The organism is Vibrio sp. Scap24 (assembly GCF_013394185.1).
In the GTDB taxonomy this organism is placed as follows: domain Bacteria; phylum Pseudomonadota; class Gammaproteobacteria; order Enterobacterales; family Vibrionaceae; genus Vibrio; species Vibrio pomeroyi.
On sequence record NZ_CP041332.1, the window covers coordinates 2,047,452 to 2,073,016 of the forward strand.

Consider the following 25,565-nt stretch of genomic DNA (forward strand, 5'->3'; position numbering starts at 1 on the left):
TAGTGATTATATTCCGCGTGTAAGCCGTCGTTATCAAAAAAATAAGTTGGTTAAAATGAAAATTGCAATTGCCGGTACAGGCTATGTAGGCTTATCAAATGCGATGCTGCTATCACAGCATCATGACGTTGTCGCAGTCGATATTATCGAAGAAAAAGTAAAACTACTGAACGAGAAACGCTCTCCAATCGTAGATGCGGAAATTGAAGATTTCTTGGCTAATAAGTCATTAAGTTTCATCGCTACACTCGATAAAGAACTGGCGTATGCCGATGCGGAATTTGTGATAATAGCTACTCCCACCGACTACGATGTAGAAACGAATCACTTCAATACTTCATCAGTTGAAGCCGTCATTAAAGATGTTATGGCGATTAATCCCAATGCGGTGATGGTGCTCAAATCTACCGTGCCAGTGGGTTATACTGCACGTATTAAACAAGAGCTAGAATGTGAAAACCTGATCTTTTCTCCTGAGTTCTTACGTGAAGGTAAAGCCTTATACGATAACTTGCACCCATCTCGTATTGTCGTGGGTGAACGATCTGAGCGCGCTCAAGTATTCGCTAACCTGCTCTTAGAAGGTGCGGTTAAAAAAGACGTTGAAATCCTGTACACCGATTCAACAGAAGCCGAAGCAGTGAAACTGTTCTCTAACACTTACTTGGCACTTCGCGTTGCTTACTTTAATGAACTCGATACCTACGCAGAATCTCACGGGTTAAATGCTCGTCAAATTATTGATGGTGTAAGTTTAGACCCTCGTATTGGTTCACATTACAATAATCCTTCGTTTGGTTACGGTGGTTATTGTTTACCAAAAGATACAAAACAACTTCGTGCTAACTATGCTGATGTACCAAACAACATTATTGGTGCTATTGTGGATGCTAATACCACGCGTAAAGATTTTGTTGCAGATGCAATCTTAAAACGAATTCCGAAAGTGGTTGGGATCTATCGTTTAATTATGAAGTCTGGGTCTGATAACTTTCGAGCATCGAGTGTTCAAGGGGTGATGAAGCGCTTGAAAGCTAAAGGTGTTGAAGTCGTGGTCTATGAGCCAGTACTTGATGTTGAAGATTTCTTTCACTCAAAAGTTGTTAAATCTCTCGATGAATTTAAATCAATGTCTGATGTTATTGTCTCAAATCGAATGGTTGAGGAAATAGCTGATGTTGAAAGTAAAGTTTACACTAGAGATCTTTTTGGTAGTGATTAATTGATTCTATCGCTAGTAGATAACTGTAGTAAAGAGGCTCCATGTATATATCAGTTCAGTATTTAAGGGCGCTAGCAGCATTATTTGTATTGTTGGCTCATATTGGTTTTAAACTTGAAGTACATAGTATTAACTTGTTAAGTAGTTACAAGATTGGCTCCTATGGTGTTGATCTTTTTTTTATCATATCAGGGTTTATTATGTGCCTGACAATTGATAAGAATAAAAGCACTGTTATTGCGTTTATGAAAGCCCGATTTATCCGAATAATTCCGTTGTATTGGATTTTGTCTTTTGTTGCCTTAATTATATTTTTAGTTAACCCTTCCCTAGTAAACTCCTCTGGCGGTCAAACTTCAATATGGGCTTCTTTTACATTAATCCCCAATGGGGATAAATATCTTATTAATAATGGCTGGACGTTAAGCTTCGAGTTCTTTTTTTATTTGGTGTTTTCTCTATTTATCCCTTTTGGAGCAGGGCAAAAGGCTTTGACGATTTTGGCTCTGTTAAGTTTAAGTATAATTGGTTTGCTAGTAGATACAGAAAACTCTTACTTTAAGTTTATTACTTCCCCGTTACTCCTTGAATTTGTGATGGGTATTGTTGCGTATAAATTAATTCAGTTTAAGCGGATAAAGTTGATATATTCTATTGTGTTAATATCTGCTTCATTGAGTCTTTTGTTTTATGTCAACGGATCTGGACTTGAGTCGAAAGATGTGATTTTTGGCAGGGCATTATATGCGGGGCTGCCTATGATGATGTTGTTTTTGGGAGTTGTTTCAATAGAACACCTTATGCCAAAGGATAGAATTCTTTATAATATTGGTATGTCTTCATATTCATTATACCTATTGCATCCATTCACTCTTTCTGCCGTGACAGTTTGCTTTTCTTTAGTTGGTTTGATGGATTACGCATACTTATATTTCTTTTCAATGTTGCTTGTAAGTTGTCTTTCCGGGTGGGTTTGTTACAAATTTATTGAGTTGCCTATAGGTGATAAAATAAGAAAGCTATCAAGTTCTGATTTTAAATTTTACAATAGAAGCATTTGACTTTTATGAAGTATTTGATAACTGGTGCTGCGGGTTTTATCGGCAGTGCTGTGGTAGAGCTGCTAACGGCGAAAGGCCACCAGGTTGTGGGTGTTGATAACCTCAATGATTACTACGATGTCGCTTTAAAAGAAGCGCGCCTAGCGCGTATTCAGCATGTCAATTTTAAACTGGTTCAGTTGGATATTGCCGATCGCGATGGTATCGCTAGCTTGTTTGAAACTGAACAATTTGACCAAGTGATTCATTTGGCTGCACAAGCGGGTGTTCGCTATTCTATTCAAAACCCACATGCCTACGCTGATTCAAACTTAATCGGGCACTTAAACATTCTTGAAGGGTGTCGTCACAATAAAGTGAAGCACTTGATTTACGCCTCTTCAAGTTCAGTTTACGGTTTAAATGCTAAAACACCGTTTGCAACCTCAGATTCGGTCGATCATCCCGTTTCATTGTACGCAGCGACGAAGAAGTCGAATGAGCTGATGGCGCACAGCTATTCTCACCTATACGATATTCCAACCACAGGCTTACGCTTCTTTACTGTGTATGGTTCGTGGGGCCGCCCAGATATGGCACCGTTTATCTTCACTAAGAAGATTCTGGATGGCGATACTATTGATATCAACAATAACGGCGATATGTGGCGTGATTTTACTCACGTAAACGATATTGTTGAAGGTGTGGTTCGTATCGCTGATGTAGTACCTACGCGTGATAATGCTTGGACGGTAGAGGCAGGTTCCTCGGCGACCAGCTCTGCGCCTTATGCCGTTTATAATATTGGCCACGGCTCTCCGATCAGCTTGATGGATTTTGTGAAAGCCATTGAAGACGAACTAGGCATTGAAGCGAAGAAAAACTTCAGAGAAATGCAGCCTGGTGATGTGTATCAAACCTATGCCGATACACAAGACTTGTTTGCGGTAACAGGTTATACGCCGAAGGTAGGAGTAAGAGAAGGTGTATCAGAGTTTGTTAGTTGGTATAAAGAGTTTTATAAATAAATGAAAAAAATACTGTTTGTTGTCAATGTCGATTGGTTTTTTATCTCCCATCGCCTCCCTATTGCATTACAAGCGATAGCGGACGGTTATGATGTACATCTTGCTTGTTCTTTCACAGATAAGAAATCCCAACTCGAAGAATTAGGTATTACTTGCCATAGCATTGCGTTTTCAAGAAGCGGGAGCTCGATAAAAGGCGAATTCAATGCAATCTCTTCCATTCGTCGAGTGATAAAGAGTCTTAAGGTCGATGTTGTACATGCGATAACAATAAAGCCGGTAATTTATACAGGACTAGCTTTGCAGAGTATTAAAAGTCCGCCAGCTTTTGTCGCTGCTATCTCAGGTTTAGGTTACGTGTTTACTGCGGAGACCCTTAGAGCAAAAATGACGAAGCTATTGGTTTCATTAATGTACAAGTTTGCTCTTCGTAATAAACGTAAAGTCGTGATATTTCAAAACACTTCAGATCAAACTATTTTATCTGAAATTGTAAAGTTATCAAAAACAGATAGGACTTTGATTAAAGGGTCTGGTGCCGATCTTTCTGTTTATCGTTATCAGGCAGAACCTGTGAGCCCTAAAAAAATAGTATCTATGGCCTGTCGCTTACTTAAAGAAAAAGGCGTCTATGAATTTGTTGAAGCCGCTAAAATCATTAAGGCAAAACATTCAAATATCGATTTTTGGTTGGTAGGTAGTGTTGACCTAGAAAACCCCAATTCGGTATCGCAAGAAGAAGTCGATACTTGGGTTGAGCAGGGGGTTATAACTGCTTTAGGCCATCGTGAGGATATTCCAGGATTGTTCGCTCAATCTCATATTGTAACGATGCCTTCATTTTACGGTGAAGGGGTTCCCAAAGTGCTGATAGAGGCGGCTGCTTGCGGACGTCCAATTGTGACTACTGATAATCCAGGTTGTAGAGATTCGATTATCAATGAAGAAACGGGCTTACTAGTGCCTATCAAAAATGCGGAAGCACTTAGTGAAGCCCTGATGGTTTTACTTCTTGATGAAGATAAGCGGATTAGAATGGGGTTACAAGCAAGGCAGTATGCCGTAAACGAGTTTGATGTCAGCAATGTTGTTATAAGACATTTAGAAATATATGAATCATTAATGGTAAGCGAATAATGACGATATTAGTAACTGGATCTTCTGGGTTTGTCGGCACTAAGCTTTTAGAGCGCTTTCCTTGTGACGAGATTGTAGGTCTTGGGCGTAAGAAGCCTCTTAACTTAGAATTGCATCAATTTATTGAAGCCGAAATCGATAGATATACTGATTATTCGGCAGCTTTAAGTGGTGTTAGTGTTGTTATTCATCTCGCCGCGAGAGTTCATGTAATGGGAGATTCGGTAGAAAACCCTTTAGATGCCTATCGAGAAATCAATACATTAGGTACCATTAATCTTGCAAGGCAGGCGGTCAATGCAGGGGTCAAGCGATTTGTCTTTATTAGCTCTATTAAAGTGAATGGTGAATCATCAACTTCAGGTTATCCATTTACTTATACGGATAAACGTAAACCAGAAGATTTTTATGGGCAATCCAAGTCTGAAGCTGAAGAACAACTTTTAGCATTAGCAGAAGAAACAGGATTAGAAGTCGTTATTATTCGCCCAACGCTAGTTTATGGTGCTGGTGTTAAAGCTAATTTTGCTTCATTAATGAATTCGGTTTCGAAAGGCTTTCCTTTGCCCTTTGGTTCAATCAATTCAAATAAGCGCAGTTTAGTGTCTGTGGTCAATTTGGTTGATTTAATTGTGACTTGTATCGAGCACCCTAAAGCTAAGAACCAAGTGTTTCTAGTTTCAGATGATCACGATGTTTCTACTTCTGAAATGGTAAGACAAATGTCAGTGGCTTGTGGTAAGACAAATTTTCAGTTACCTATCCCTGCTTGGTGCTACAAGCTTGCTGGTAAGTTGTTTAAAAAAGAAGATGTAGTTGCTCGTCTTATTGGTTCTTTACAAGTAGATATATCTTATACAAAAGAAAAACTAGATTGGACACCACCTCAGTCTTTGCAAGATGGTTTTAAAGAAACAGCTGACTATATTTTAAATAAACGAGGTAACAAGTAATATGATCCGTTTAATCGATTTTCTTACTTCTTTTTTGGGGTTGCTATTCCTATGGCCAGTACTTGCCGTTGTAATCATTATCGGCATGTTTGATACAGGTTCACCAATTTTTATTCAAGAGCGTGTAGGTCGTAACAAAAAACCTTTTAAACTTATTAAGTTTCGTACTATGTCGGTTGAAACAAAATCCGTAGCGAGCCACTTAGCGAGCGATGCTTCTATCACAAGGCTTGGTGGTTTTTTGCGTAAAACTAAAATTGATGAGCTACCGCAATTAATCAATGTTGTGAAAGGTGAAATGAGTCTAGTTGGTCCACGTCCAAATTTATTTAATCAAGAAGAGTTGATCAAAGAGCGTGATGCTCAAGGCGTGTATGATGTGTTGCCTGGGGTTACTGGCTTAGCTCAAGTTCAAAACATTGATATGTCCACGCCAGCGCTGCTAGCTAAGACGGATAAGCAAATGATAGATACGCTGACATTAAAAGATTATTTCAAGTATATCTTGATGACAGCGACTGGCAGTGGCTCCGGTGATGCAGTTAAATAATCCCTATTCTTAGAACGAGCCCTTCTCTTTTAGAACCTTGCTCTTCTAATCATTGGCTTAGTGATTTGAGAGTCTGAGGCATGAGAGTATTTTTCGTGTAAACTCCTTTCTTAATCCGATTCAAATACCCCAATAGGTTAAATTTTTTGAACTGCTGGGGTGTTTTTACCAAGAACAAATATAAGCTAAAACTAAAATATTTGGGTTGCCCTTTGCAAGCTCTCCTTGCGAACTCCAACCATGTTCTATACACCCCACTAATGCAGTATTTGTGGTTTATTAAATACTCATAAATAAGAATAACTTTATGCAACGTCTAAACTTCATATGGCACCTTTCTCGTTTTAAAAAGCGGGTTATCAGTGTTTCTATTGATACCTTGCTTATTGTACTTGCTCTGCATATTGCTTTGTGGACAAGGCTAGGTGATTTTCAATTTTTGACTGATGGTGACAATTTATTGCTGATAGGCTTAACAGTAGTAACAACGGTGGCTATTTTTACAAAAATTGGGCTCTATCGTGCAGTACTTAGGTACCTTACCTTTCAAGCGCTGTTTGTGGTAACTGCCGGTGCGCTATTATCGGCAATCTCTCTAGCTCTGTTTGCGTATTACTTGCAAGAGCCCATTCCTCGTACGGTGCCCATTATTTACTGTGCTTATTTAGCCTTGTTATGCGGTGGCTCTCGTTTGGTGGTTCGCAATCTTGTCGCGACGACATCACCATCGAAAGATTCACGTGAAGAAGTACTGATTTACGGTGCGGGCTCTGGCGGTCGACAATTGGCGGTAGCACTAAGAGCATCTGAAAACTATCGAGTACGTGCCTTTATTGATGAAGACAAAACGCTCACCAATACGATGATTTTAGGCATGCCTGTTATTGTATTAGGCAAAGCTGAGCGTTTGATTGAAAAACATGACGTCTCTAAAATCTTGTTAGCGATACCCAGCGCCTCGCGCGCTCGCCGTAAGCAAGTGTTGGATTTATTAGCCCCACTACCTGTAGAGATTCAAACCGTTCCTGAAATGGCCGATATTGTGTCAGGTAAAGCAAAAATTGATGAGCTTACCGATGTACCTATTGAAGATTTGCTCGGTCGCGATGCGGTTGCGCCTCAGCAAGCTCTGATGGAAGCCAATATCAAAGGCAAGGTGGTGATGGTTACTGGTGCTGGCGGCTCTATTGGTTCTGAATTGTGTCGTCAAATCCTCAAACAACAGCCTAAAACATTAGTGTTGTTTGAAGTTTCTGAATTTGGCTTGTACCAAATTGATCGCGAGCTTTCTCTAGTTAAAGAAACCAAAGGTTATGATGTTGAGATAGTACCACTATTAGGCTCTGTTCAACGTGCACATCGCTTGTTAACTTCAATGCAGTCTTTTGGTGTACAAACGGTTTATCACGCTGCAGCTTATAAACATGTCCCTCTTGTTGAATACAATGTCGTCGAAGGCGTGCGCAATAATGTTTACGGGACTTACTATACAGCTAAAGCAGCGATTGAAGCGGGTGTCGAATCTTTTGTACTGATCTCTACAGACAAGGCGGTACGTCCTACCAATGTGATGGGTACAACTAAGCGTATGGCAGAGTTAGGCCTGCAGGCTTTAGCGCAACAAGAGAATCAAAAAGAGCATGGCACGCGTTTTTGTATGGTTCGTTTTGGTAATGTGCTTGGTTCTTCGGGTTCTGTGATACCTCTTTTTAAAAGGCAGATTAAAGCCGGTGGTCCACTCACTGTTACCCACCGCGATATTACCCGTTTCTTTATGACTATCCCTGAAGCGGCGCAACTGGTTATTCAAGCGGGTGCCATGGGTAAAGGCGGCGATGTGTTTGTGCTTGATATGGGTGAATCAGTTAAAATTACTGACCTTGCTGAAAACTTGATCAACCTTTCAGGTCTCTCTGTTAGAAATGAAGAGAACCCTCATGGCGATATTGAGATCCAATTCTCGGGCCTACGCCCTGGTGAGAAGCTCTATGAAGAGTTGTTGATTGGCGATAATGTGGCCCCAACCGCTCATGAGCGAATCATGACAGCGCAAGAAGTGTTCTTACCGATTGACGAATATGACACTCTGCTGGAATCTTTGGATTTTGCTTGTCATAACTTAGAGCATGATACGATTCGTCAACTTCTGCTTGATGCGCCAACCGGGTTTAAGCCGACAGACGGGATTGGTGATTTGGTTTGGAATGCTGCTCAGGCACAAGATATGCTTTTTCTGGAACCTAGAACCTAGAACCTAGAACCTATATTGAATTCGGCTATTTGAATTATGACCTTCTGTTGGCGTGTTTTTTACACAATTCTTTCGAAGGTGTTCTGTTTATTGTCCATAATTACTGTGAGCTTAAGTAGCGATATGAGGCAGCAATCATGATAATAGATCTTTCATCTAATCAAGAAATTGAAGAAAGTTTGGATCAGATATTGTGGGATGATTTTAGTTTTCAATATGTTACCAACAAAACCACAGTGACAGAGCAACCAGTGGTGCATGATCTAAAGTCACAGGACGATGATGAAGATTATGACACTGAGATTAATCTTCTAAACTGAAAAGCTATGAGGTTATTGTTGTTCCGCTTTTTCAATATAGATGGTGGGGATATAAGTGTTCATATCCCTGCTTTACACCCTCCTAAAATGACATTTTTTTTCACATCAGATCCGCCTACCTGCGACCTTTCTTGATCTTCCGCTACAGTTTTGACTGTAAACTGTAGTAAAATTACGCTAATTTGTTTTTATACCGATTTATTTTGAATTGAACGAGGTCAGTCCTATGTCAGCTAAGAAGCCAATGGCTCTAGTGATCCTTGACGGTTACGGTTACCGTGAAGACAACCAAGACAACGCTATCGCGAACGCTAATACACCTGTATTAGACGGTCTTATTGCTAACCAACCTAATACGCTAATCTCTGCTTCTGGCTTAGATGTGGGTCTACCTGATGGTCAAATGGGTAACTCTGAAGTGGGCCACACCAACATCGGTGCGGGTCGCGTGGTATACCAAGATCTTACTCGTATTACGAAGTCAATTTCAGACGGTGAGTTCGGCCAAACTGAAACGCTAGTGAACGCTATCGATAAAGCGGTAAAAGCTGAGAAAGCGGTGCACATCATGGGTCTTATGTCGCCAGGTGGCGTTCACTCTCATGAAGATCACATCTATGCAGCGGTTGAAATGGCAGCAGAGCGTGGCGCAGAGAAAATCTACCTACACGCTTTCCTAGACGGTCGTGATACACCGCCACGTAGCGCAGAAAACACACTGGCACGTTTCCAAGAGTTGTTCGCTAAACTGGGTAAAGGTCGTGTTGCTTCTCTTATTGGTCGTTACTATGCAATGGACCGTGATAACAACTGGGATCGCGTTCAAGAATCTTACGACCTGCTGACTCAAGCAAAAGCTGAGTTCACATTCGACACTGCAGTGGCTGGCCTAGAAGCAGCTTACGCTCGTGACGAAAACGATGAGTTCGTTAAAGCGACTGAAATTAAAGCGGAAGGCGAAGAGTCTGCAGCTATCGTAGATGGCGATGCAGTTATCTTCATGAACTACCGTGCTGACCGTGCTCGTGAAATTACACGTGCATTCGTTCCTGATTTCGATGGTTTTGCTCGTAACGTATTCCCAGCGATCGATTTCGTGATGCTGACTCAATACGCAGCAGACATCCCGCTTCTATGTGCATTCCCACCGGCTTCTCTAGAGAACACTTATGGTGAATGGCTATCGAAGGAAGGTAAAACGCAGCTACGTATATCTGAAACAGAGAAATACGCGCACGTTACTTTCTTCTTCAATGGCGGTATCGAAGACGAGTTCGAAGGCGAAGAGCGTCAGCTTGTTGCTTCTCCAAAAGTAGCAACGTACGACCTACAGCCAGAAATGAGCGCGCCAGAGCTAACTGAAAAGTTAGTTTCAGCAATCAAAGGTGGCAAATACGATGCTATCGTTTGTAACTTCCCTAACTGTGACATGGTTGGCCACACTGGCGTTTACGATGCAGCAGTTAAAGCCGTAGAGTCTTTAGACGAATGTCTTGGCAAAGTAGTTGAAGCAATCAAAGAAGCCGATGGTCAACTGCTTATCACCGCAGACCACGGTAACGCAGAAATGATGGTAAACCCAGAAACGGGCGGCATCCACACTGCGCACACTAACCTACCAGTTCCACTTATCTACGTAGGTAGCAAAGACGTTGAGTTCAAAGAGGGCGGCAAGCTGTCTGACCTAGCACCAACGATGCTTTCTCTATCTGGTATCGCAATCCCGGCTGAGATGTCAGGCGATGTGATCGTTAAGTAATTGTTTAGCTCAGCGTTTCACGTTGAGCTTTAATGATTCTGAAAGCCCGCACTTCAAAGTGCGGGCTTTTTTTATAGATGCTAGGTACGAGTAAACAGGATACGAAGAGCTTAAAGGTAGGTGATAGGTACGGGTAAACTAGTAGCGAGAAGCGATAAAGCCAAAAACAGAAAGAGAATTCCTTCTTTTTTCTGTTCGCATCTCGTCACTCGTTACTCTCATCTTGCTTCTAAAACCGAACGCTCAAACTCCAACAACCACTCTTTGCGGTTCATGCCACCCGTATAGCCGGTTAATGTGCCATTGGCACCAATCACTCGATGACATGGAACTACGATACTAAACGGGTTCTTGCCGTTTGCACCTCCCACAGCTCTCACTGCTTTTGGCTTGTCCATTCTCTTTGCTTGTTCACCGTAACTGATGGTTTCGCCATAAGGAATGGTCGTTAAAGCCTGCCAAGCTGCTTTTTGAAAGTCAGTGCCTTTTGTCGCTCTTAATGGCAAATCGAATTCTGTTCGCTGCCCTGCGAAGTACTCATCTAACTGTTTCGTCGCCAGTTGGCAAAGGTCATCTGGATTGCTAGTCATTAGCTCTTCGTGATTTATATGGTCAATTTCAATAATTGCGTCGCCATTACTAACAATGATTATCTTGCCAATCGGCGCGTCATAAAGCTGTTTGTAAGTGGTGTCTTCCATGTAACCTTCCTTCTTTTAGTTTCTTTCTGCTCTTATATCTTTTCGCATCTCGTTCACTCGTATCCCGCATCTGCTTTAGCTCTTACACGAAGCGCAAAGCAATACCCTGAAATACCGCCCATGATGTTCCCCAAGGCTAAGCCTATAAACAACCCTTCGACACCATCAATTTGGCTGCCTACCCAAGCGAACGGCAAGGTAAACACAAACAGGCGCATGAAGCTCCATTGAAAGGCTTTGAGTGGTTGATGCATCGCATTCATCGCGCTGATCAGCATCATCACAATACCTTGGAACCCATAGCTAAAGGGCACAACTAGCAGGTAATGCCACAAGATGCCTCGTACGGATTCTTCTTGAGAGAAAAGGGCGGCTAAAGGGATGCTCAGTGGCACCATCATTAAGAAAATCAAACCTTGTAACATCACAGCAAAACGCATGCTTAAGAACAGCGCTTTAAAACTGCGTTGTGGATTACTAGCACCAAAGTTTTGCGCCATGAAAGGCGTGAGAGCAGAGGTTAAAGACATCAGTACGATGATCAAAATCGATTCAATTCGCTGAGCTGCGCCATAAGCTGCAACGGCTTCAGTCCCTTGCTTGGCTAACATCATCATAATGATGGCACCAGCTAGTGGGTTTAGCGCATTGGAAAGTGCAGCGGGTGTGCCGATGGCTAAGATCTGTTTCCAGTCATCGATGATGTTTTTTAGTTTGGGCGGAGCAAGCAGCTTTTCTCGTATGGTTAATACATACAGTGAGCCACACAATGCACCAAACCAACTGAATCCGCTAGCAATGGCTGCGCCTTGAATCCCTAGCTCAGGAAAAGGCCCGTAACCGAAGATCAGCAGCGGGTCGAGAATACCGTTAATCAGGCCAGCCAGCATCATGATCTTGGCGGGGGTTTTGGTATCGCCACTCGCACGTATTGCGCTGTTGCCTGCCATAGGAATGACAAGCAGTGGTATCGCTAAATACCAGACCGACATGTATTCGGATATCAGTGGCAGTAACTCAGGCTCTGCGCCCAAGAGAGTAAAAATGGGTTCTAGTGTTACCAGTCCCAGTGTTGATGCGAAACCTACAAGAAGCACGGCAAGTAATAAACCGTGGCAGGTAAAACGAGCTGCATTTTGCGCGCAGCCTTGGCCAAGTAACCGCCCTATACACGTCGACAAGCCAATACCTATACCCATGGTAATACAGTTGATGGCGAAGGTGACAGGGAAGGTAAAGCTCACCGCTGCAAGAGCTTGTGTGCCGAGTAATGAGATAAAGAAGGTATCGACAAGGTTAAACATCAAGATCGCCACCATACCGAAGATAGTCGGTATGGTCATAGTGCGCAGAGTGTCTGCTATCGGGGCTGTAAGAAGCCCGTGTTTATCTTGCATGTAAAACGCCAGCTGAAACGAAAGGAGTAGGATAAACAGATGTGGCTTGGAAAGAAAGATGCGAGTAAACGAGATTCGGGATGCGAAGAGCTCAAGAGAGGGTTTGATGCATGAGTTTCCAGTTTTAAAGCATACGGGCATTTACCACCGCTTAGGACATCCTCAACTTGCTTCGTTATTCCCTACAGCGAGGAACGAGCGAGATAGGGAATCTCTTTATCTTTGGTGTTTGGGGATTCCAGACACTTCGTCCCTCAGTTCTTGAATGGCGGCATCTTAACTCGTATTTTCTACCAATATCTCGCATCGTATTTACTTCTTTTCGTTGCTCGCATCTTACATCGGCTCTATCTGCCTATCAGATCACAATTTTTCTCTTTCACCCCTTGGGATCTTCCGCATCGCCCCAACATACTCTTTAACCCCATGCCAATCGTGGCAACTATCAAATTAAATGGAAATTATCAGGAGATACGACCGATGAATATCCGTCCTCTACACGACCGAGTTATCGTTGAGCGCCAAGAAGTTGAATCTAAATCTGCTGGTGGCATCGTTCTAACTGGTTCTGCCGCTGAAAAATCAACTCGCGGTACAATTCTAGCTGTTGGCAAAGGCCGCATCCTAGAAAACGGTTCAGTACAACCATTGGACGTTAAAGTTGGCGACACTGTTATCTTTGCTGAAGGTTACGGCACTAAGTCAGAAAAGATCGACGGTAAAGAAGTTCTGATCATGTCTGAAAACGACATCATGGCGATCGTTGAGTAATCCGACCCATAAAACTGAACTGACTGAATAAAGAATTTAAAGGAAATAAAGATGGCTGCTAAAGACGTTAAATTTGGTAACGACGCACGTATTAAAATGCTAGAAGGTGTAAACGTTCTGGCTGACGCTGTAAAAGTAACGCTAGGTCCTAAAGGCCGTAACGTTGTTCTAGACAAATCATTTGGCGCACCAACAATCACTAAAGATGGTGTTTCTGTTGCACGTGAAATCGAACTTGAAGACAAGTTCCAAAACATGGGCGCACAAATGGTTAAAGAAGTGGCTTCGCAAGCGAATGACGCAGCGGGCGACGGTACAACGACAGCAACCGTTCTTGCTCAAGCTATCATTACTGAAGGCCTAAAAGCGGTAGCAGCTGGCATGAACCCAATGGATCTTAAGCGCGGTATCGACAAAGCGGTTATCGCTGCAGTTGAAGAGCTTAAAGGCCTTTCTGTTCCATGTTCTGATACTAAAGCTATTGCTCAAGTAGGTACTATCTCTGCGAACTCTGATTCGACAGTAGGTAACATCATTGCTGAAGCGATGGAAAAAGTAGGTCGTGATGGCGTAATCACGGTTGAAGAAGGTCAGGCTCTACAAGACGAGCTAGACGTAGTTGAAGGTATGCAGTTCGACCGCGGTTACCTATCTCCTTACTTCATCAACAATCAAGAAGCGGGTTCTGTTGATCTAGAAAGCCCATTCATTCTTCTTATCGACAAGAAAGTTTCGAACATCCGTGAACTTCTTCCGACTCTAGAAGCAGTTGCTAAGGCATCTCGTCCACTTCTTATCATCGCTGAAGATGTAGAAGGCGAAGCGCTTGCAACTCTAGTTGTGAACAACATGCGTGGCATCGTTAAAGTAGCAGCTGTTAAAGCGCCTGGTTTTGGTGACCGTCGCAAGTCTATGCTTCAAGATATCGCTATCCTAACGGGCGGCACGGTTATCTCTGAAGAGATCGGTCTAGACCTTGAGAAAGTAACGCTAGAAGACCTAGGTCAAGCTAAGCGCATTACTATCACTAAAGAAAACTCGACTATCATCGATGGTGCGGGTGATGAAGTGATGATCCAAGGTCGTGTTTCTCAAATCCGTCAACAAATCGAAGACGCAACGTCAGACTATGACAAAGAGAAGCTTCAAGAGCGCGTAGCTAAGCTAGCTGGCGGTGTTGCAGTAATCAAAGTTGGTGCTGCTACTGAAGTTGAGATGAAAGAGAAGAAAGACCGCGTAGAAGATGCACTTCACGCAACTCGCGCTGCAGTTGAAGAAGGTGTGGTTGCTGGTGGTGGTGTTGCACTTATCCGCGCTGCATCTAAAGTTGCTAACCTTGAAGGTGACAACGAAGAGCAAAACGTAGGTATCCGTGTTGCATTACGTGCAATGGAAGCGCCAATCCGTCAAATCACTAAGAACGCAGGCGATGAAGAGTCTGTTGTTGCTAACAACGTTCGTGCAGGCGAAGGTAACTACGGTTACAACGCGGCAACTGGCGAATACGGCGACATGATTGCAATGGGTATCCTAGATCCAACTAAGGTGACTCGTTCTGCATTACAATTCGCAGCATCAGTTGCTGGTCTTATGATCACAACAGAAGCGATGGTAACAGATAAGCCTCAAGATTCAGCTCCTGCAATGCCTGATATGGGCGGCATGGGCGGTATGGGTGGTATGGGCGGTATGATGTAATCATCCCCTTTCTCTATAGCAGAGAAAGCCATACATAAGCTTTAAAGTGGAGACCTCGGTCTCCGTTTTTTGTATTTTGAAATCATCATTTCCTACAGAGAGGCGCGAGCGTAATGGGAATCTACTTACGTGAGTAGAGGATCTTTCAAGGTGTTGAGATTCCAGATACTTCGTTCCTCAGTTCTGGAATGACGGTAGTTATTGGTCTGAGCCATTTATCTATCGTCGTTCCCTACAGCGAAGTACGAGCGTGGTGGGGTATCTACTTACGTGGGTAGCGGAGCTTTCGAGGTGTTAGGATTCCAGATACTTCGTTCCTCAGTTCTGGAATGACGGTAGTTATTGATTTGAGCCATTTATCCATCGTCATTCCCTACAGCGAGGCACGAGTGTGATGGGGAATCTTTAGTGTTGTGCATCGAAATGTGTGCCGATGGCTACTCTTACCTCTTATCGTATCCCTTTCTTTATATTGCTCTTTATGATTTAGAGTCTTATATTCAACAGTACAGTTATGACATCGATTTAACATGGATAGCTGTTGAATAAAGGACAATAAATGCTTGATTGATAATGTATAAATCAAGTCAACAATAAGTCAGTGGAGACTCCCCAATGAAAAAACTACTTTCAGTACTTGCTGTGTCGGCAGCGGTAATGGCACCAGCGGCATTCGCTTCTTCGCCAGTTATGTTTTCAACAATCAACGGCTTCAACGCACCTGATTCAGATGCAGTTGGCGGTGTGCGCTTGGCTTTACTTCACGGACAAGTTAACGACCTTAAAGGTCTTGACCTTGCGGTTGTTGGTATGTCAGAAACACAAACCACAACAGGTGTGAACCTGGGTATTTTTGGTGCATCTAAAGTGAATCAAGAGATGACCGGCGCGTCACTGGGTTTCTTCAACTGGAACACAGGCCAAACAACGGGTCTTAACTTAGGTGCCGTGAACATCACTAACGATGTGAAAGGCGCGAACGTGAGTTTTGTAAACTATTCTGAAGGCGACACTATGGTCGATGTTGGCGCAGCTAACCTTTCAGATGTTTCTACGGTTCAGGTTGGTATCTTCAACAAAACCAACAAAATCGAAGGCGTACAGATTGGTCTGATCAACTGTGCTGACAACGGTTTCTTCCCGTGCTTCCCGATTGTGAACTTTGCTAAGTAAGACGTTAGCTGAGCCTTTAGTTTCACTATCGGCGAGCGATTTTCTTATCTAGATTTAAAGTTATTCTCACGCCTAAGCTTGTTGCTTAGGCGTTATTAGTTTTAGTCTCGGCCTTCATCTAATCCCCGTTAGCCACCCAATAAGCATGTTGTTTTATATTTAATGTTGCGCCATTTTTATTTATAAGTACAATGTTCGATAAATTTCCAACGATGATTTATATGCTTTGATTAATCACCATACCGTCGATTTTAAAAGGGCTTTCTTAAGCCTGACCGCCATTTTTTTAGTAGTTTTGAGCTTGTTGCTCGTTGATTCAGCGGAAGAATCAGATAAACAGTATGGAATTGAAAACCAAGGCGTGACACGCTCTTTAACCGAGCTCACACAGATCATTAATGCGCTTGAGTACAACATCACTGCGCTTTACCCATTGCATGGAGATACTTATGTATTCTCGCATGACAAAAAGGTAGAGGGTGAGACGTGTTACTTCATTAGTGAGGAGCAGCAAGCCCCTCGTTTTGACTTTATGTTCTCTGGCCCAAGCGAGATGTGCGACCCTAATTCAGAACTTCACTCTGAAGCGGCCAAGCGCTTATTCATCGCACCTACCATGGCTTATTTCGCCAATACTATAGAGACCATCTCTGCAATTTACTTCATCTCGAAAGAGAAGTTCATCATCTCTTCGCCTTCTGACTTTGCTAGCTACATTAAGGGCGATACCTTTGATTCGGTCGTGAATAGCCGTCCTTATTGGGTGAATACGATTCGCTTTGGCCTCTCTCAAGGCAAAGAGCAGGTGGTGTATACCGGCCAATATGATGACTACCTGACCGGAAAGAAAGTCGTGACCTTAACCAAAGGGATCTACGTCAATGGCGAGTTCAAAGGGGTATTAGGCGTTGATGGCTATGTCTCTAATCTCGTATCGAATCCAGCACATGGTTATGAGGTGACGAGTGTCAGAGGTGCCAACAAATATGGCTTGATGGATTTTACCCACTCACGACCTTTGTATGTCGATGGCATCAACACACAGCTATACCTGACTATCGAAGAAGATAAGAGCGAGCACTTCTTACATGTGTTGGAGATGGAGCGGGTTCAGTTATTCATTTTACTGGCTTTGTATCTTGTATCAGCCTTGTCGCTGTGGCGCTTCTATACCAAACAAGAACATAAGCGTTTAAATGATTTAGCGATGCAAGATCCGCTGACAGGGTTATTGAATCGACGTGGTTTTGAGGCTCGATTACTGGCGCAAGATGAAGAGCCGATTATTGGCGTGGGCGTGTTTGATATCGATGACTTCAAGGTGGTGAACGATCAACATGGTCATAAAGTAGGGGATGAGGTGATCTGTCACGTCGCTCAACTGATGATGAACAGTGTTAGGCAGCAAGACATTGTGGCTCGCTTTGGCGGTGAGGAGTTTGTTGTCGCGATTACGGGTGAATCATCTGAACTGCTTTCATCGATCTTTGAGCGAATTCAAAACGACATCAGCTTGCAGAGCTACCGATGCCCAACAGGCGATAAAATCAGTATCTCTGTGTCTGGAGGTGCGACCCTCTACTCTTTGTATAAGTTTGAAAGTGTCGGGCACTTGTGGGAAAACCAAAGCATACGTTCGTCTGATGAACAGCTCTACAAAGCTAAAGCCGCAGGTAAGAACCAAGTGTGTATTGAGGTGTATTAGCAACTCACCAAATAACGAAAAGCCTAGTCGATTGACTAGGCTTCTTTGTATCAGTGGTCGTGCATTTAGGCCTTGAGACAAAAGGCTATAAAGGGCGGTATTATTTCTTCACGCGACCTTTGCGCATCCACTTCTGGTGAACACCACGGCGCAAGCTCTGAAAGCTGTTTTCCACCTTGTCGACACCAAGCAGAATCACGAGCGCCATTAGCGTGATAATGACTGATTGTGAAAGGTGACCAAGGGCAATCATCATCCCAAGCGCAGCAAGCACCCAGATAATGGCAGCTGAGGTCACGCCATGAATCTTGCCGTCGAGCGTCATCATCACGCCTGCACCAAGGAAACCTACCCCTGTAATGATCTGACCAAGCACACGAGCTTGATCGAGCGTATTGGGGGAAAGGCTAATCGCCATGGTGAGGAAGAAGTAAGTACCGCTGATGATCAGAATCGAGGTTCTGATGCCTACGGGTTTACCGCGCGTTTGTCGCTCGATGCCGATTAACGAACCACACAGCATACACACAGCAAGGCCTGCCCAGCTAAAGGGGGCAAGGTTGAGAGTTTGTTCTATAAATTGTGTCATATCACCCCTCCTAAAAATTTAGAATAGAGCTGAGTATGCTAATAATAGACCGGACGATCGAACAAAAACTTTTTGTCTTAACGATTGATAAAGATGATTTAAAGTCTAGCAACCGTCTGTTGTTAACGTGAATACTGGTGTCGTGGTCTCAGTCGCTTCTTGATACTCCAGGTAGCAGTTATCTCCTGCCTTTTTACGACTTGCTGGAGCATAGATAATTTTTCCATCTGTACCGTTACTGTTCGTAAAATACCAATCGGCATTGCCGACTCCCCACTCTGCATCGAGAAAGGTTGATTCTATTAGCATTGACCAAGCGTCACTGTTGATCGCCGCTGGGTAGCCATAGACGACTAAGATATCGTCGCCCTCAACATTTACTGACGCACTCGCTGCTTTATCTAAGCCTAATGCTGATGTCTTACCATAAAGCATAGCACTTGCGCCTTCCATCCCGCCTTTGAGGCCATTTAATGTCGAGATGCGAGCATCGGTTTGAAGGTTGAGAAACTTAGAAGCCGCAGTGACTGACACAATACCCAGAATTACGATCACCACCACCAGTTCGATAATGGTGAAGCCTTTTGAGCGGTGCTTTATCGCTGGTGGCATAACTGAGGCATTGCGTTTCATTGATACGACTTCTCTATTCAATGTGTAGGTCGAGTGGTGTCTTGCTAGTGCGACCACCGATCTCGCGAGTGAGCTTAGGTACTAGGTAGCCAGAGACTTCAGAGATCAAACCCTTGAAGTGGTGCTTTGCATCTTCATCTGAAATATAGAAGTGCGCCGCGCCCTGAACCTTATCAAGCACATGCATATAGTAAGGTAAAACACCGGCATCGAATAGTCTTTCACTTAAATCTTTCAATGAGTTAGCGCTATCATTGACCCCTTTCAGCATCACGCCTTGATTAAGCAGAGTCGCACCAGTTTGCTTAAGTTTTTGGAAGGTTTGCTTGAGCTCTGCATCGATCTCATTGGCGTGATTGATATGGCTAACCATGACAACATTGAGACGAGTGTTAGCCAATATTTGACACAGTTCGTCGGTCACACGTGCTGGAATCACGACAGGCAAGCGGCTATGAACACGAACGGTTTTCACATGTGGTATCTGTTCGATGGCATTGATAAGCCAATCTAGTTCGCTGTCTTTGGCCATCAGAGGATCGCCACCGGATAAGATGACCTCGTTGATCTCCGGGTGCTGGGCCACATAGTCGAGGCTGGTTTGCCAAACCGACTTTGAACCCTTGTTATCTTGATACGGAAAATGACGACGGAAGCAGTAGCGACAGTTAATCGCACAGCCACCTTTCACAATCATCAATGCGCGATTTTTGTATTTGTGCAGTAGTCCGGGAATGGCGTTGTCTTGCTCTTCTAATGGATCGGCGGAATAACCCTGATGAACCTCAAACTCTTCGCTTAGCGGCAAAACCTGTCGCAGCAAAGGGTCGTGTGGGTTGCCTTTTTCCATTCGTTCGACAAAGCTAAGAGGAACCCGAAGCGCAAATAACTCACGTGCAGCAAAGCCGGCTTGCCACGGTGTTGGGTCTATTTCCAATGCCTCAAGCAGTTTTGTCGGGTCAGAGATCGCATTCGATAGTTGTTTGAGCCAGTTTTGCTCAACAGATTCGACTTTTCGGGTTATGATATGCGGCATTGAAATTAACTCAAAGATGTGGAAGAGAAAATCATGGCGTCAGTAAGCACCAATGAATTCAAAGGCGGTTTAAAATTCATGATGGATAACGAGCCTTGCTCAATTATCGAAAATGAATACGTTAAGCCAGGTAAAGGCCAAGCGTTTAACCGTGTTAAACTTCGTAAACTGCTGTCAGGCAAAGTGTTAGAGAAAACATTTAAGTCAGGCGATACAGTAGAACTAGCGGACGTTGTAGACGTTGAACTAGGCTACCTATACAGCGATGGCGAATTCTACCACTTCATGAACAACGAAACATTCGAGCAAATCGCTGCTGATGCAAAAGCAGTAGGCGAGACTTCTAAATGGTTAGTTGAAAACGACGTATGTACTCTAACGTTGTGGAATGATAACCCTATCACAGTAACTCCACCAAACTTTGTTGAGATCGCAGTAACAGAAACCGATCCTGGCCTTAAAGGCGACACACAAGGTACTGGTGGTAAACCTGCAACTCTAGCAACTGGCGCGGTAGTTCGCGTACCTCTATTCATCGCAATCGGTGAAGTTGTTAAAGTTGATACTCGTACTGGCGAATACGTTGGTCGTGTGAAGTAATTTACTTCAAGTATCTGAAAAGGTCGCTTAGGCGGCCTTTTTTTGTATTAAAAAAAGCAGATGCGCGTAAACGAGATGCGAGATACGAAAAACAAAAAAGCAGAACAAGATAACCCTGCTCTGCTTCTAGTCTTTTCGCTCTTAAGCTCTTCGATACTCGATTACTCGAATCCCGTATCTGCTCTTAACTGTTAAATCATAAAGATGAAAATAACAGATAACGCGCTGATTAGGCCTGCAAAGAAGTAGCAGCCCACTTTACCCGCAACACCGACGTGGAACTTAAGGTCGTGCATGCCGTGGTGAAGACGGTGCATTGCGTGCCACATTGGCAGTGCTAGCGTACCGATGATGAATAGCGCACCGATAATGCTGGTAGCGAATTCAGACACACGCTCGTAGCTCATTGCGTCCGCATCGATGATGCCCATTGGTACTAAGATACCTAACACTAGAACTGTGATTGGTGTGATCATCGCGAACCAAGTACCGCCAGCGCCAAATAGACCCCACCAGATTGGCTCATCAGAGCGTTGAGGATTGTGGTTAACAGGCTTAACTTTGTAGTTTGTGTTCATAACGAAAGCTCCTTACACCACAACAAGAACGATTAAAGAAATAAAAGCCACCGCTGCCCACTGAGTCAGTACGATGATTCTCTTATCAACCAATTTGCCTTTAAGGCGGATTGGCATCACTTGAGGCATCATGCTGAAGAAGGTTTGAGCGTGCATTAAGCTACCTAGCAGTGCCACGATATTAATACCGACAATGATAGGGTTCGCCATAAAGCTCAACCAACCCGCCCACGCTTCAGGGCCCTTCACTAGCGCACCTAAACCAAAGGTTAGGAACACGGTGAACAGAATCAAAGGCAGTACAGTTGCTTCACGTAGCATGTAGAAGCGGTAGAACGGATGGTTGCTCCACCACGTTCTCTTCATCTCACGAACATAAGGCTTACGATTGCTCATATTATGCCTCCTCTGCTGTTTTTACTTGCGACCCGTCTGGCTTGAACATCGAGATAACGAAGTCCATTGAAGACTCAACTTTACCTTGGTTCACTGCCGCTGCTGGGTCTACTTTCTTCGGACATACTTCAGAACAGTAACCAACGAACGTACAGCCCCAAGCGCCGTTTTCACCGTTGATAAGCTTCATACGTTCAGCTTTACCGTTGTCACGACTATCTAGGTTGTAACGGTGAGCAAGAGTCAGTGCCGCAGGGCCGATGAACTCAGGGTTCAGACCAAATTGAGGACATGCTGCGTAACAAAGACCACAGTTGATACAACCAGCGAACTGTTTGTACTTCGCCATTTGCTCTGGAGTCTGAATGTTAGTTCCGTCTTCAGGCTTACGGTCGTTACCAATGATGTAAGGCTTGATAGCTTCAAGGCGCTCAATGAACGGCGTCATGTCGACAATCAAATCTTTCTCGATTGGGAAGTTAGCCAATGGCTCGATAGTTAGGCCGTTCGGGTAGTCACGTAAGAAGCTCTTACACGCTAGCTTAGGCACGCCATCAACCATGATGCCGCAAGAGCCACAGATCGCCATGCGACAAGACCAACGGTATGAAAGGTCTTTGTCTTGGTGGTCTTTGATGTAACCAATCGCATCAAGTACTGACATGGTTTCATCGAATGGGACTTCGAAAGTCTGCATGTAAGGTTCTGCATCTTTCTCGGGGTCGTAGCGCAGAATGTCTACTTTTTGGATACGGTTCGCTGACATTATGCTTGCTCCTCTTCGCTCTTCTCATCTTTCTTAGCATTCGCTTCTGCAGCTTTTTCAGCGGCAGCGGCTTTCTCTGCTGCTTCACCGTATAGACGAGCTTTAGGTTGAGATTTGGTAATCTTCACGCCGCTGTAGTCGATAGTTGGTGCTGCATCTTCGTTGTAGAACGATAGAGAGTGTTTCAGGAAGTTCACGTCATCACGTTCTGTGCAGTTGTCGTCTAGACGTTGGTGTGCACCGCGAGACTCTTTACGAAGGATCGCTGAGTGAACCATCGCTTCTGCGACTTCTAGGCCGTAGCCCACTTCGATAGCGTAAAGTAAGTCAGTGTTGAACACTTTGCCTTTGTCTTTAATGCTGATCTTCTTGTAGCGCGCTTTCAGTTCAGTGATCTTGTTGATGGTCTCTTGCATCAAGTCTTCTTGACGATAGATACCACAACCCGCTTCCATGGTGTGACCCATTTCAGTACGGATATCAGCCCAGTTTTCATCGCCTTCTTGGTTTAGTAGACCAGCGATGCGATCTTCAACCGCTTTAACTTGCTTAGCGATAGACTCTTCATTCCAGCCTTTGAATTCAGTAGCGCGTTTCACCGCTTCTTCACCAGCTACGCGACCAAATACTACGAACTCAGCCAGAGAGTTAGAACCTAGGCGGTTTGCACCGTGTAGGCCAACAGAAGCACATTCACCAACAGCGAATAGGCCTTTGATGCGAGTTTCACAAGTACCGTTAGTTTCAATACCACCCATGGTGTAGTGAACCGTCGGGCGGATTGGGATTGGCTCTTTTGCTGGGTCGACGTTTACGTAGGCTTTTGCAAGCTCACAGATAAACGGTAGACGCTCTTGCAGGTACTCTTCACCAAGGTGGCGAAGGTCAAGGTGTACTACATCACCAAGCGGGTGCTTGATGGTGTTGCCTTTTTGCTGCTCGTGCCAGAATGCTTGAGAAACCTTGTCACGAGGACCCAGTTCCATGTATTTGTTTTTCGGCTCGCCCACTGGAGTTTCAGGGCCCATGCCGTAATCTTGCAGGTAACGGTAGCCGTTCTTGTTGACGATGATACCGCCTTCACCACGACAACCTTCGGTCATCAAGATGCCAGTGCCTGGAAGGCCTGTTGGGTGGTATTGAACGAACTCCATATCACGCAGTGGTACACCGTGGCGATAAGCCATTGCCATACCGTCGCCCGTTACGATGCCGCCGTTGGTGTTACAGTGGTAAACACGACCTGCGCCACCGGTTGCTAGAACAACAGATTTCGCTTTAATGGTAACAAGCTCACCTTCAGACATATGAATCGCGATAAGGCCTTGTACTTCGCCCTCTTCAACGATCAAATCCACCACAAAGTACTCATCAAATCGTTTGATTGTGTCGTACTTCATCGAAGTCTGGAACAGAGTATGAAGCATGTGGAAGCCGGTTTTATCCGCTGCGAACCACGTTCTCTCTACCTTCATACCGCCGAATCGGCGTACGTTTACTTCACCGTTTTCTTTACGACTCCATGGGCAGCCCCATTGTTCCATTTGGATCATTTCGCGAGTCGCGTTTTCAACAAAGTATTCAACAACATCCTGTTCACATAGCCAGTCGCCACCGCCAACAGTATCGTTGAAGTGGTTATCTAAGCTATCTTCGTCTTTAATTACCGCTGCTGAACCGCCTTCTGCTGCTACCGTGTGCGAACGCATTGGGTAAACTTTAGAAATCAGTGCTACTTCCAGTTCAGGATTAGCTTCAGCCGCAGCAATAGCTGTACGAAGACCAGCGCCGCCTGCGCCGATGACTGCGATATCTGTGGTAATTGTCTTCACAGTTATTCTCCAGTGTGATGCGGAGTATTCCGCTTGTTATTATAAAAAGCCTATTTAGAGAGCAGTAAACGGCATCAACCGATCATCACCCCTAAGCCTTAAGTGGTAGGTTCAGTGTAAGAGAGGAGGGTGTTTGAAAAATTGATGTATTTAGGTTTTTGCTTCGGTAATGCATATGGAGGCATAGAATTTATAGGTTATGTGACTGCAATCACGGCAATCAATTGTTGATAACGATTCCCCCACAAGGCTCGTGTTAACGGCTTGTTGAGTATGATTTTTGTTATCAATGCTGGGAGAGGTCAAATATGTATAAATGTATTGTAGAACGTGATTTTATGGCTTCATGAAAACCGTATGATGACCTCATTAATACAAAGATAGAAGCTTACAAAAGCGACGAAAAGTGATAATTTTCGTCGCCTAGAATTCAGTGATATGGAACTTAGTAATGCACTCAACATGGCAACCTGCCGCAACCATTAAGCAGTTAAAGCAACGTGCTGATATCCTTAATCAAATCCGCCAGTTTTTTGCAGAGCGAGACGTGATGGAGGTCGATACGCCAGCCATGAGTCATGCCACGGTGACGGATGTGCATTTACATACCTTCAAAACTGAATTCGTCGGTCCAGGTTATGCGCAAGGCCAACCACTGTTCTTTATGACAAGTCCTGAATTTCATATGAAGCGCTTGTTGGCAGCAGGAAGTGGCTGTATTTACCAAATTTGTAAGTCGTTTCGTAATGAAGAAAACGGCCGTTACCACAATCCTGAGTTCACTATGCTGGAGTGGTATCGTGTTGGTTTTGATCATCATGATTTGATGGATGAAATGGATCTGCTATTGCAGCAAATCTTAAAGTCAGGTGAGGCAGAACGCATGACTTACCAACAAGCCTTTATTGATGTGTTGGGTGTCTGTCCACTTGAGGATTCGATGGATACCCTAAAACAAGCGGCAGCGAAATTGGGGTTGAGTGACATTGCCGACCCTGAATTAGACCGCGATACCTTACTGCAACTGCTATTCAGTGTGGGTGTCGAAGAAAAGATTGGTCAATCAGTACCTGCGTTTGTTTATGACTTCCCAGCTTCACAAGCGGCATTAGCCAAGATTAATCCTAGTGATTCGCGAGTGGCGGACCGCTTTGAGGTGTACTTTAAAGGCATCGAATTGGCAAACGGCTTCCATGAATTAGATAAGCCACAAGAGCAGCTTAAGCGCTTTGAAGATGATAATGCCAAACGTATTGAGATGGGCTTATCGCCTCAACCGATTGACCATCATTTGATTGAGGCATTAAAAGCGGGCTTACCTGATTGTGCGGGTGTTGCACTGGGTATCGACAGACTAATCATGCTCGCTTTGGGATACGACCACATCGATGACGTGACCGCTTTCCCGTTCCCGCGTTCTTAGTTTTCTG

The 25,565-nt window shown here is 44.1% G+C and carries 23 protein-coding genes; 14 read left to right on the forward strand and 9 right to left on the reverse strand.

Annotated elements, in window-relative coordinates; all coding sequences use genetic code 11:
* Positions 1-55 precede the first annotated feature (55 nt).
* The 8 genes from FLM53_RS09060 (at position 56) to gpmM (ending at position 10,260) form a co-directional block, all read left to right on the forward strand.
* Entirely contained in the window at positions 56-1,222 is a 1,167-nt protein-coding gene (locus FLM53_RS09060; protein WP_176680769.1) for a nucleotide sugar dehydrogenase, read from the forward strand.
* A gap of 41 nt (positions 1,223-1,263) precedes the next feature.
* On the forward strand, positions 1,264-2,283 hold the full coding sequence (locus FLM53_RS09065; protein WP_176680770.1) for an acyltransferase: 1,020 nt from the start codon (positions 1,264-1,266) through the stop codon (positions 2,281-2,283).
* Positions 2,284-2,288: 5 nt separating this feature from the next.
* A complete protein-coding gene (locus FLM53_RS09070; protein ID WP_176680771.1) occupies positions 2,289-3,290 on the forward strand; it encodes an NAD-dependent epimerase in 1,002 nt (333 codons plus the stop codon).
* Positions 3,291-4,427 (forward strand): glycosyltransferase family 4 protein, encoded by a 1,137-nt coding sequence (locus FLM53_RS09075; protein ID WP_176680772.1) that lies wholly within the window; start codon positions 3,291-3,293, stop codon positions 4,425-4,427. It begins immediately after the preceding gene.
* Entirely contained in the window at positions 4,427-5,380 is a 954-nt protein-coding gene (locus FLM53_RS09080; RefSeq protein WP_176680773.1) for an SDR family oxidoreductase, read from the forward strand. The genes FLM53_RS09075 and FLM53_RS09080 overlap by 1 nt, the downstream gene beginning before the upstream one ends.
* Position 5,381: 1 nt before the next feature.
* Positions 5,382-5,930 (forward strand): sugar transferase, encoded by a 549-nt coding sequence (locus FLM53_RS09085; RefSeq protein ID WP_176680774.1) that lies wholly within the window; start codon positions 5,382-5,384, stop codon positions 5,928-5,930.
* A 307-nt stretch (positions 5,931-6,237) separates the two neighbouring features.
* Entirely contained in the window at positions 6,238-8,181 is a 1,944-nt protein-coding gene (locus FLM53_RS09090) for a nucleoside-diphosphate sugar epimerase/dehydratase (RefSeq protein WP_176680775.1), read from the forward strand.
* A gap of 546 nt (positions 8,182-8,727) precedes the next feature.
* On the forward strand, positions 8,728-10,260 hold the full coding sequence (gene gpmM, locus FLM53_RS09095; RefSeq protein ID WP_176680776.1) for a 2,3-bisphosphoglycerate-independent phosphoglycerate mutase: 1,533 nt from the start codon (positions 8,728-8,730) through the stop codon (positions 10,258-10,260).
* Positions 10,261-10,478: 218 nt separating this feature from the next.
* Here gpmM and FLM53_RS09100 read toward each other — a convergent pair whose 3' ends face one another.
* Both FLM53_RS09100 and FLM53_RS09105 read right to left on the reverse strand, forming a co-directional pair.
* Positions 10,479-10,961, reverse strand: coding sequence for a methylated-DNA--[protein]-cysteine S-methyltransferase (locus FLM53_RS09100; protein WP_176680777.1), 483 nt, complete (start codon positions 10,959-10,961; stop codon positions 10,479-10,481).
* A gap of 53 nt (positions 10,962-11,014) precedes the next feature.
* A complete protein-coding gene (locus tag FLM53_RS09105; protein ID WP_176680778.1) occupies positions 11,015-12,358 on the reverse strand; it encodes an MATE family efflux transporter in 1,344 nt (447 codons plus the stop codon).
* Between the two features lie 480 nt (positions 12,359-12,838).
* Here FLM53_RS09105 and FLM53_RS09110 point away from each other — a divergent pair, with 480 nt between their 5' ends.
* The 4 genes from FLM53_RS09110 to FLM53_RS09125 all read left to right on the forward strand — a co-directional run bounded on the left by FLM53_RS09110 (position 12,839) and on the right by FLM53_RS09125 (position 17,705).
* On the forward strand, positions 12,839-13,129 hold the full coding sequence (locus FLM53_RS09110) for a co-chaperone GroES (RefSeq protein WP_017061289.1): 291 nt from the start codon (positions 12,839-12,841) through the stop codon (positions 13,127-13,129).
* A 51-nt stretch (positions 13,130-13,180) separates the two neighbouring features.
* Entirely contained in the window at positions 13,181-14,827 is a 1,647-nt protein-coding gene (gene groL, locus FLM53_RS09115) for a chaperonin GroEL (protein WP_048607778.1), read from the forward strand.
* A 615-nt stretch (positions 14,828-15,442) separates the two neighbouring features.
* Positions 15,443-16,000 carry a VC2662 family protein gene (locus FLM53_RS09120; protein WP_176680779.1) on the forward strand — a complete coding sequence of 186 codons (558 nt, stop codon included), beginning with the start codon at positions 15,443-15,445 and terminating at the stop codon, positions 15,998-16,000.
* Between the two features lie 280 nt (positions 16,001-16,280).
* Positions 16,281-17,705: a sensor domain-containing diguanylate cyclase gene (locus FLM53_RS09125; RefSeq protein WP_176680939.1), complete on the forward strand. Its 1,425-nt coding sequence runs from the start codon at positions 16,281-16,283 to the stop codon at positions 17,703-17,705.
* A 100-nt stretch (positions 17,706-17,805) separates the two neighbouring features.
* Here FLM53_RS09125 and FLM53_RS09130 read toward each other — a convergent pair whose 3' ends face one another.
* The 3 genes from FLM53_RS09130 to epmB form a co-directional block, all read right to left on the reverse strand.
* Positions 17,806-18,294, reverse strand: coding sequence for an MgtC/SapB family protein (locus FLM53_RS09130; RefSeq protein ID WP_048607785.1), 489 nt, complete (start codon positions 18,292-18,294; stop codon positions 17,806-17,808).
* Between the two features lie 105 nt (positions 18,295-18,399).
* Positions 18,400-18,927, reverse strand: coding sequence for a prepilin-type N-terminal cleavage/methylation domain-containing protein (locus FLM53_RS09135; RefSeq protein ID WP_176680780.1), 528 nt, complete (start codon positions 18,925-18,927; stop codon positions 18,400-18,402).
* A 13-nt stretch (positions 18,928-18,940) separates the two neighbouring features.
* Positions 18,941-19,963, reverse strand: a complete 1,023-nt coding sequence (gene epmB / locus FLM53_RS09140; RefSeq protein ID WP_176680781.1) for an EF-P beta-lysylation protein EpmB — start codon at positions 19,961-19,963, stop codon at positions 18,941-18,943.
* A gap of 33 nt (positions 19,964-19,996) precedes the next feature.
* Between epmB and efp the strand changes: the two genes are divergently transcribed.
* On the forward strand, positions 19,997-20,563 hold the full coding sequence (efp, locus tag FLM53_RS09145; RefSeq protein WP_017067165.1) for an elongation factor P: 567 nt from the start codon (positions 19,997-19,999) through the stop codon (positions 20,561-20,563).
* Between the two features lie 191 nt (positions 20,564-20,754).
* Here the strand turns inward: efp and frdD are convergent, their stop codons facing one another.
* The 4 genes from frdD to frdA are packed head-to-tail and all read right to left on the reverse strand — an operon-like array spanning position 20,755 to position 24,135.
* Positions 20,755-21,141 (reverse strand): fumarate reductase subunit FrdD, encoded by a 387-nt coding sequence (frdD, locus tag FLM53_RS09150; RefSeq protein WP_017631313.1) that lies wholly within the window; start codon positions 21,139-21,141, stop codon positions 20,755-20,757.
* A 12-nt stretch (positions 21,142-21,153) separates the two neighbouring features.
* Positions 21,154-21,537, reverse strand: a complete 384-nt coding sequence (frdC, locus tag FLM53_RS09155) for a fumarate reductase subunit FrdC (protein WP_008219063.1) — start codon at positions 21,535-21,537, stop codon at positions 21,154-21,156.
* Position 21,538: 1 nt separating this feature from the next.
* The gene (locus FLM53_RS09160; RefSeq protein ID WP_017631312.1) at positions 21,539-22,303 is read right to left on the reverse strand and encodes a succinate dehydrogenase/fumarate reductase iron-sulfur subunit; all 765 of its coding nucleotides are present in this window, start codon (positions 22,301-22,303) and stop codon (positions 21,539-21,541) included.
* Positions 22,303-24,135 (reverse strand): fumarate reductase (quinol) flavoprotein subunit, encoded by a 1,833-nt coding sequence (gene frdA, locus FLM53_RS09165; RefSeq protein WP_176680782.1) that lies wholly within the window; start codon positions 24,133-24,135, stop codon positions 22,303-22,305. Before frdA ends, FLM53_RS09160 begins: the two co-directional genes overlap by 1 nt.
* Before the next feature lie 451 nt (positions 24,136-24,586).
* Between frdA and epmA the strand changes: the two genes are divergently transcribed.
* Entirely contained in the window at positions 24,587-25,558 is a 972-nt protein-coding gene (epmA, locus tag FLM53_RS09170) for an elongation factor P--(R)-beta-lysine ligase (protein ID WP_176680783.1), read from the forward strand.
* The last annotated feature ends 7 nt before the right edge of the window (positions 25,559-25,565 follow it).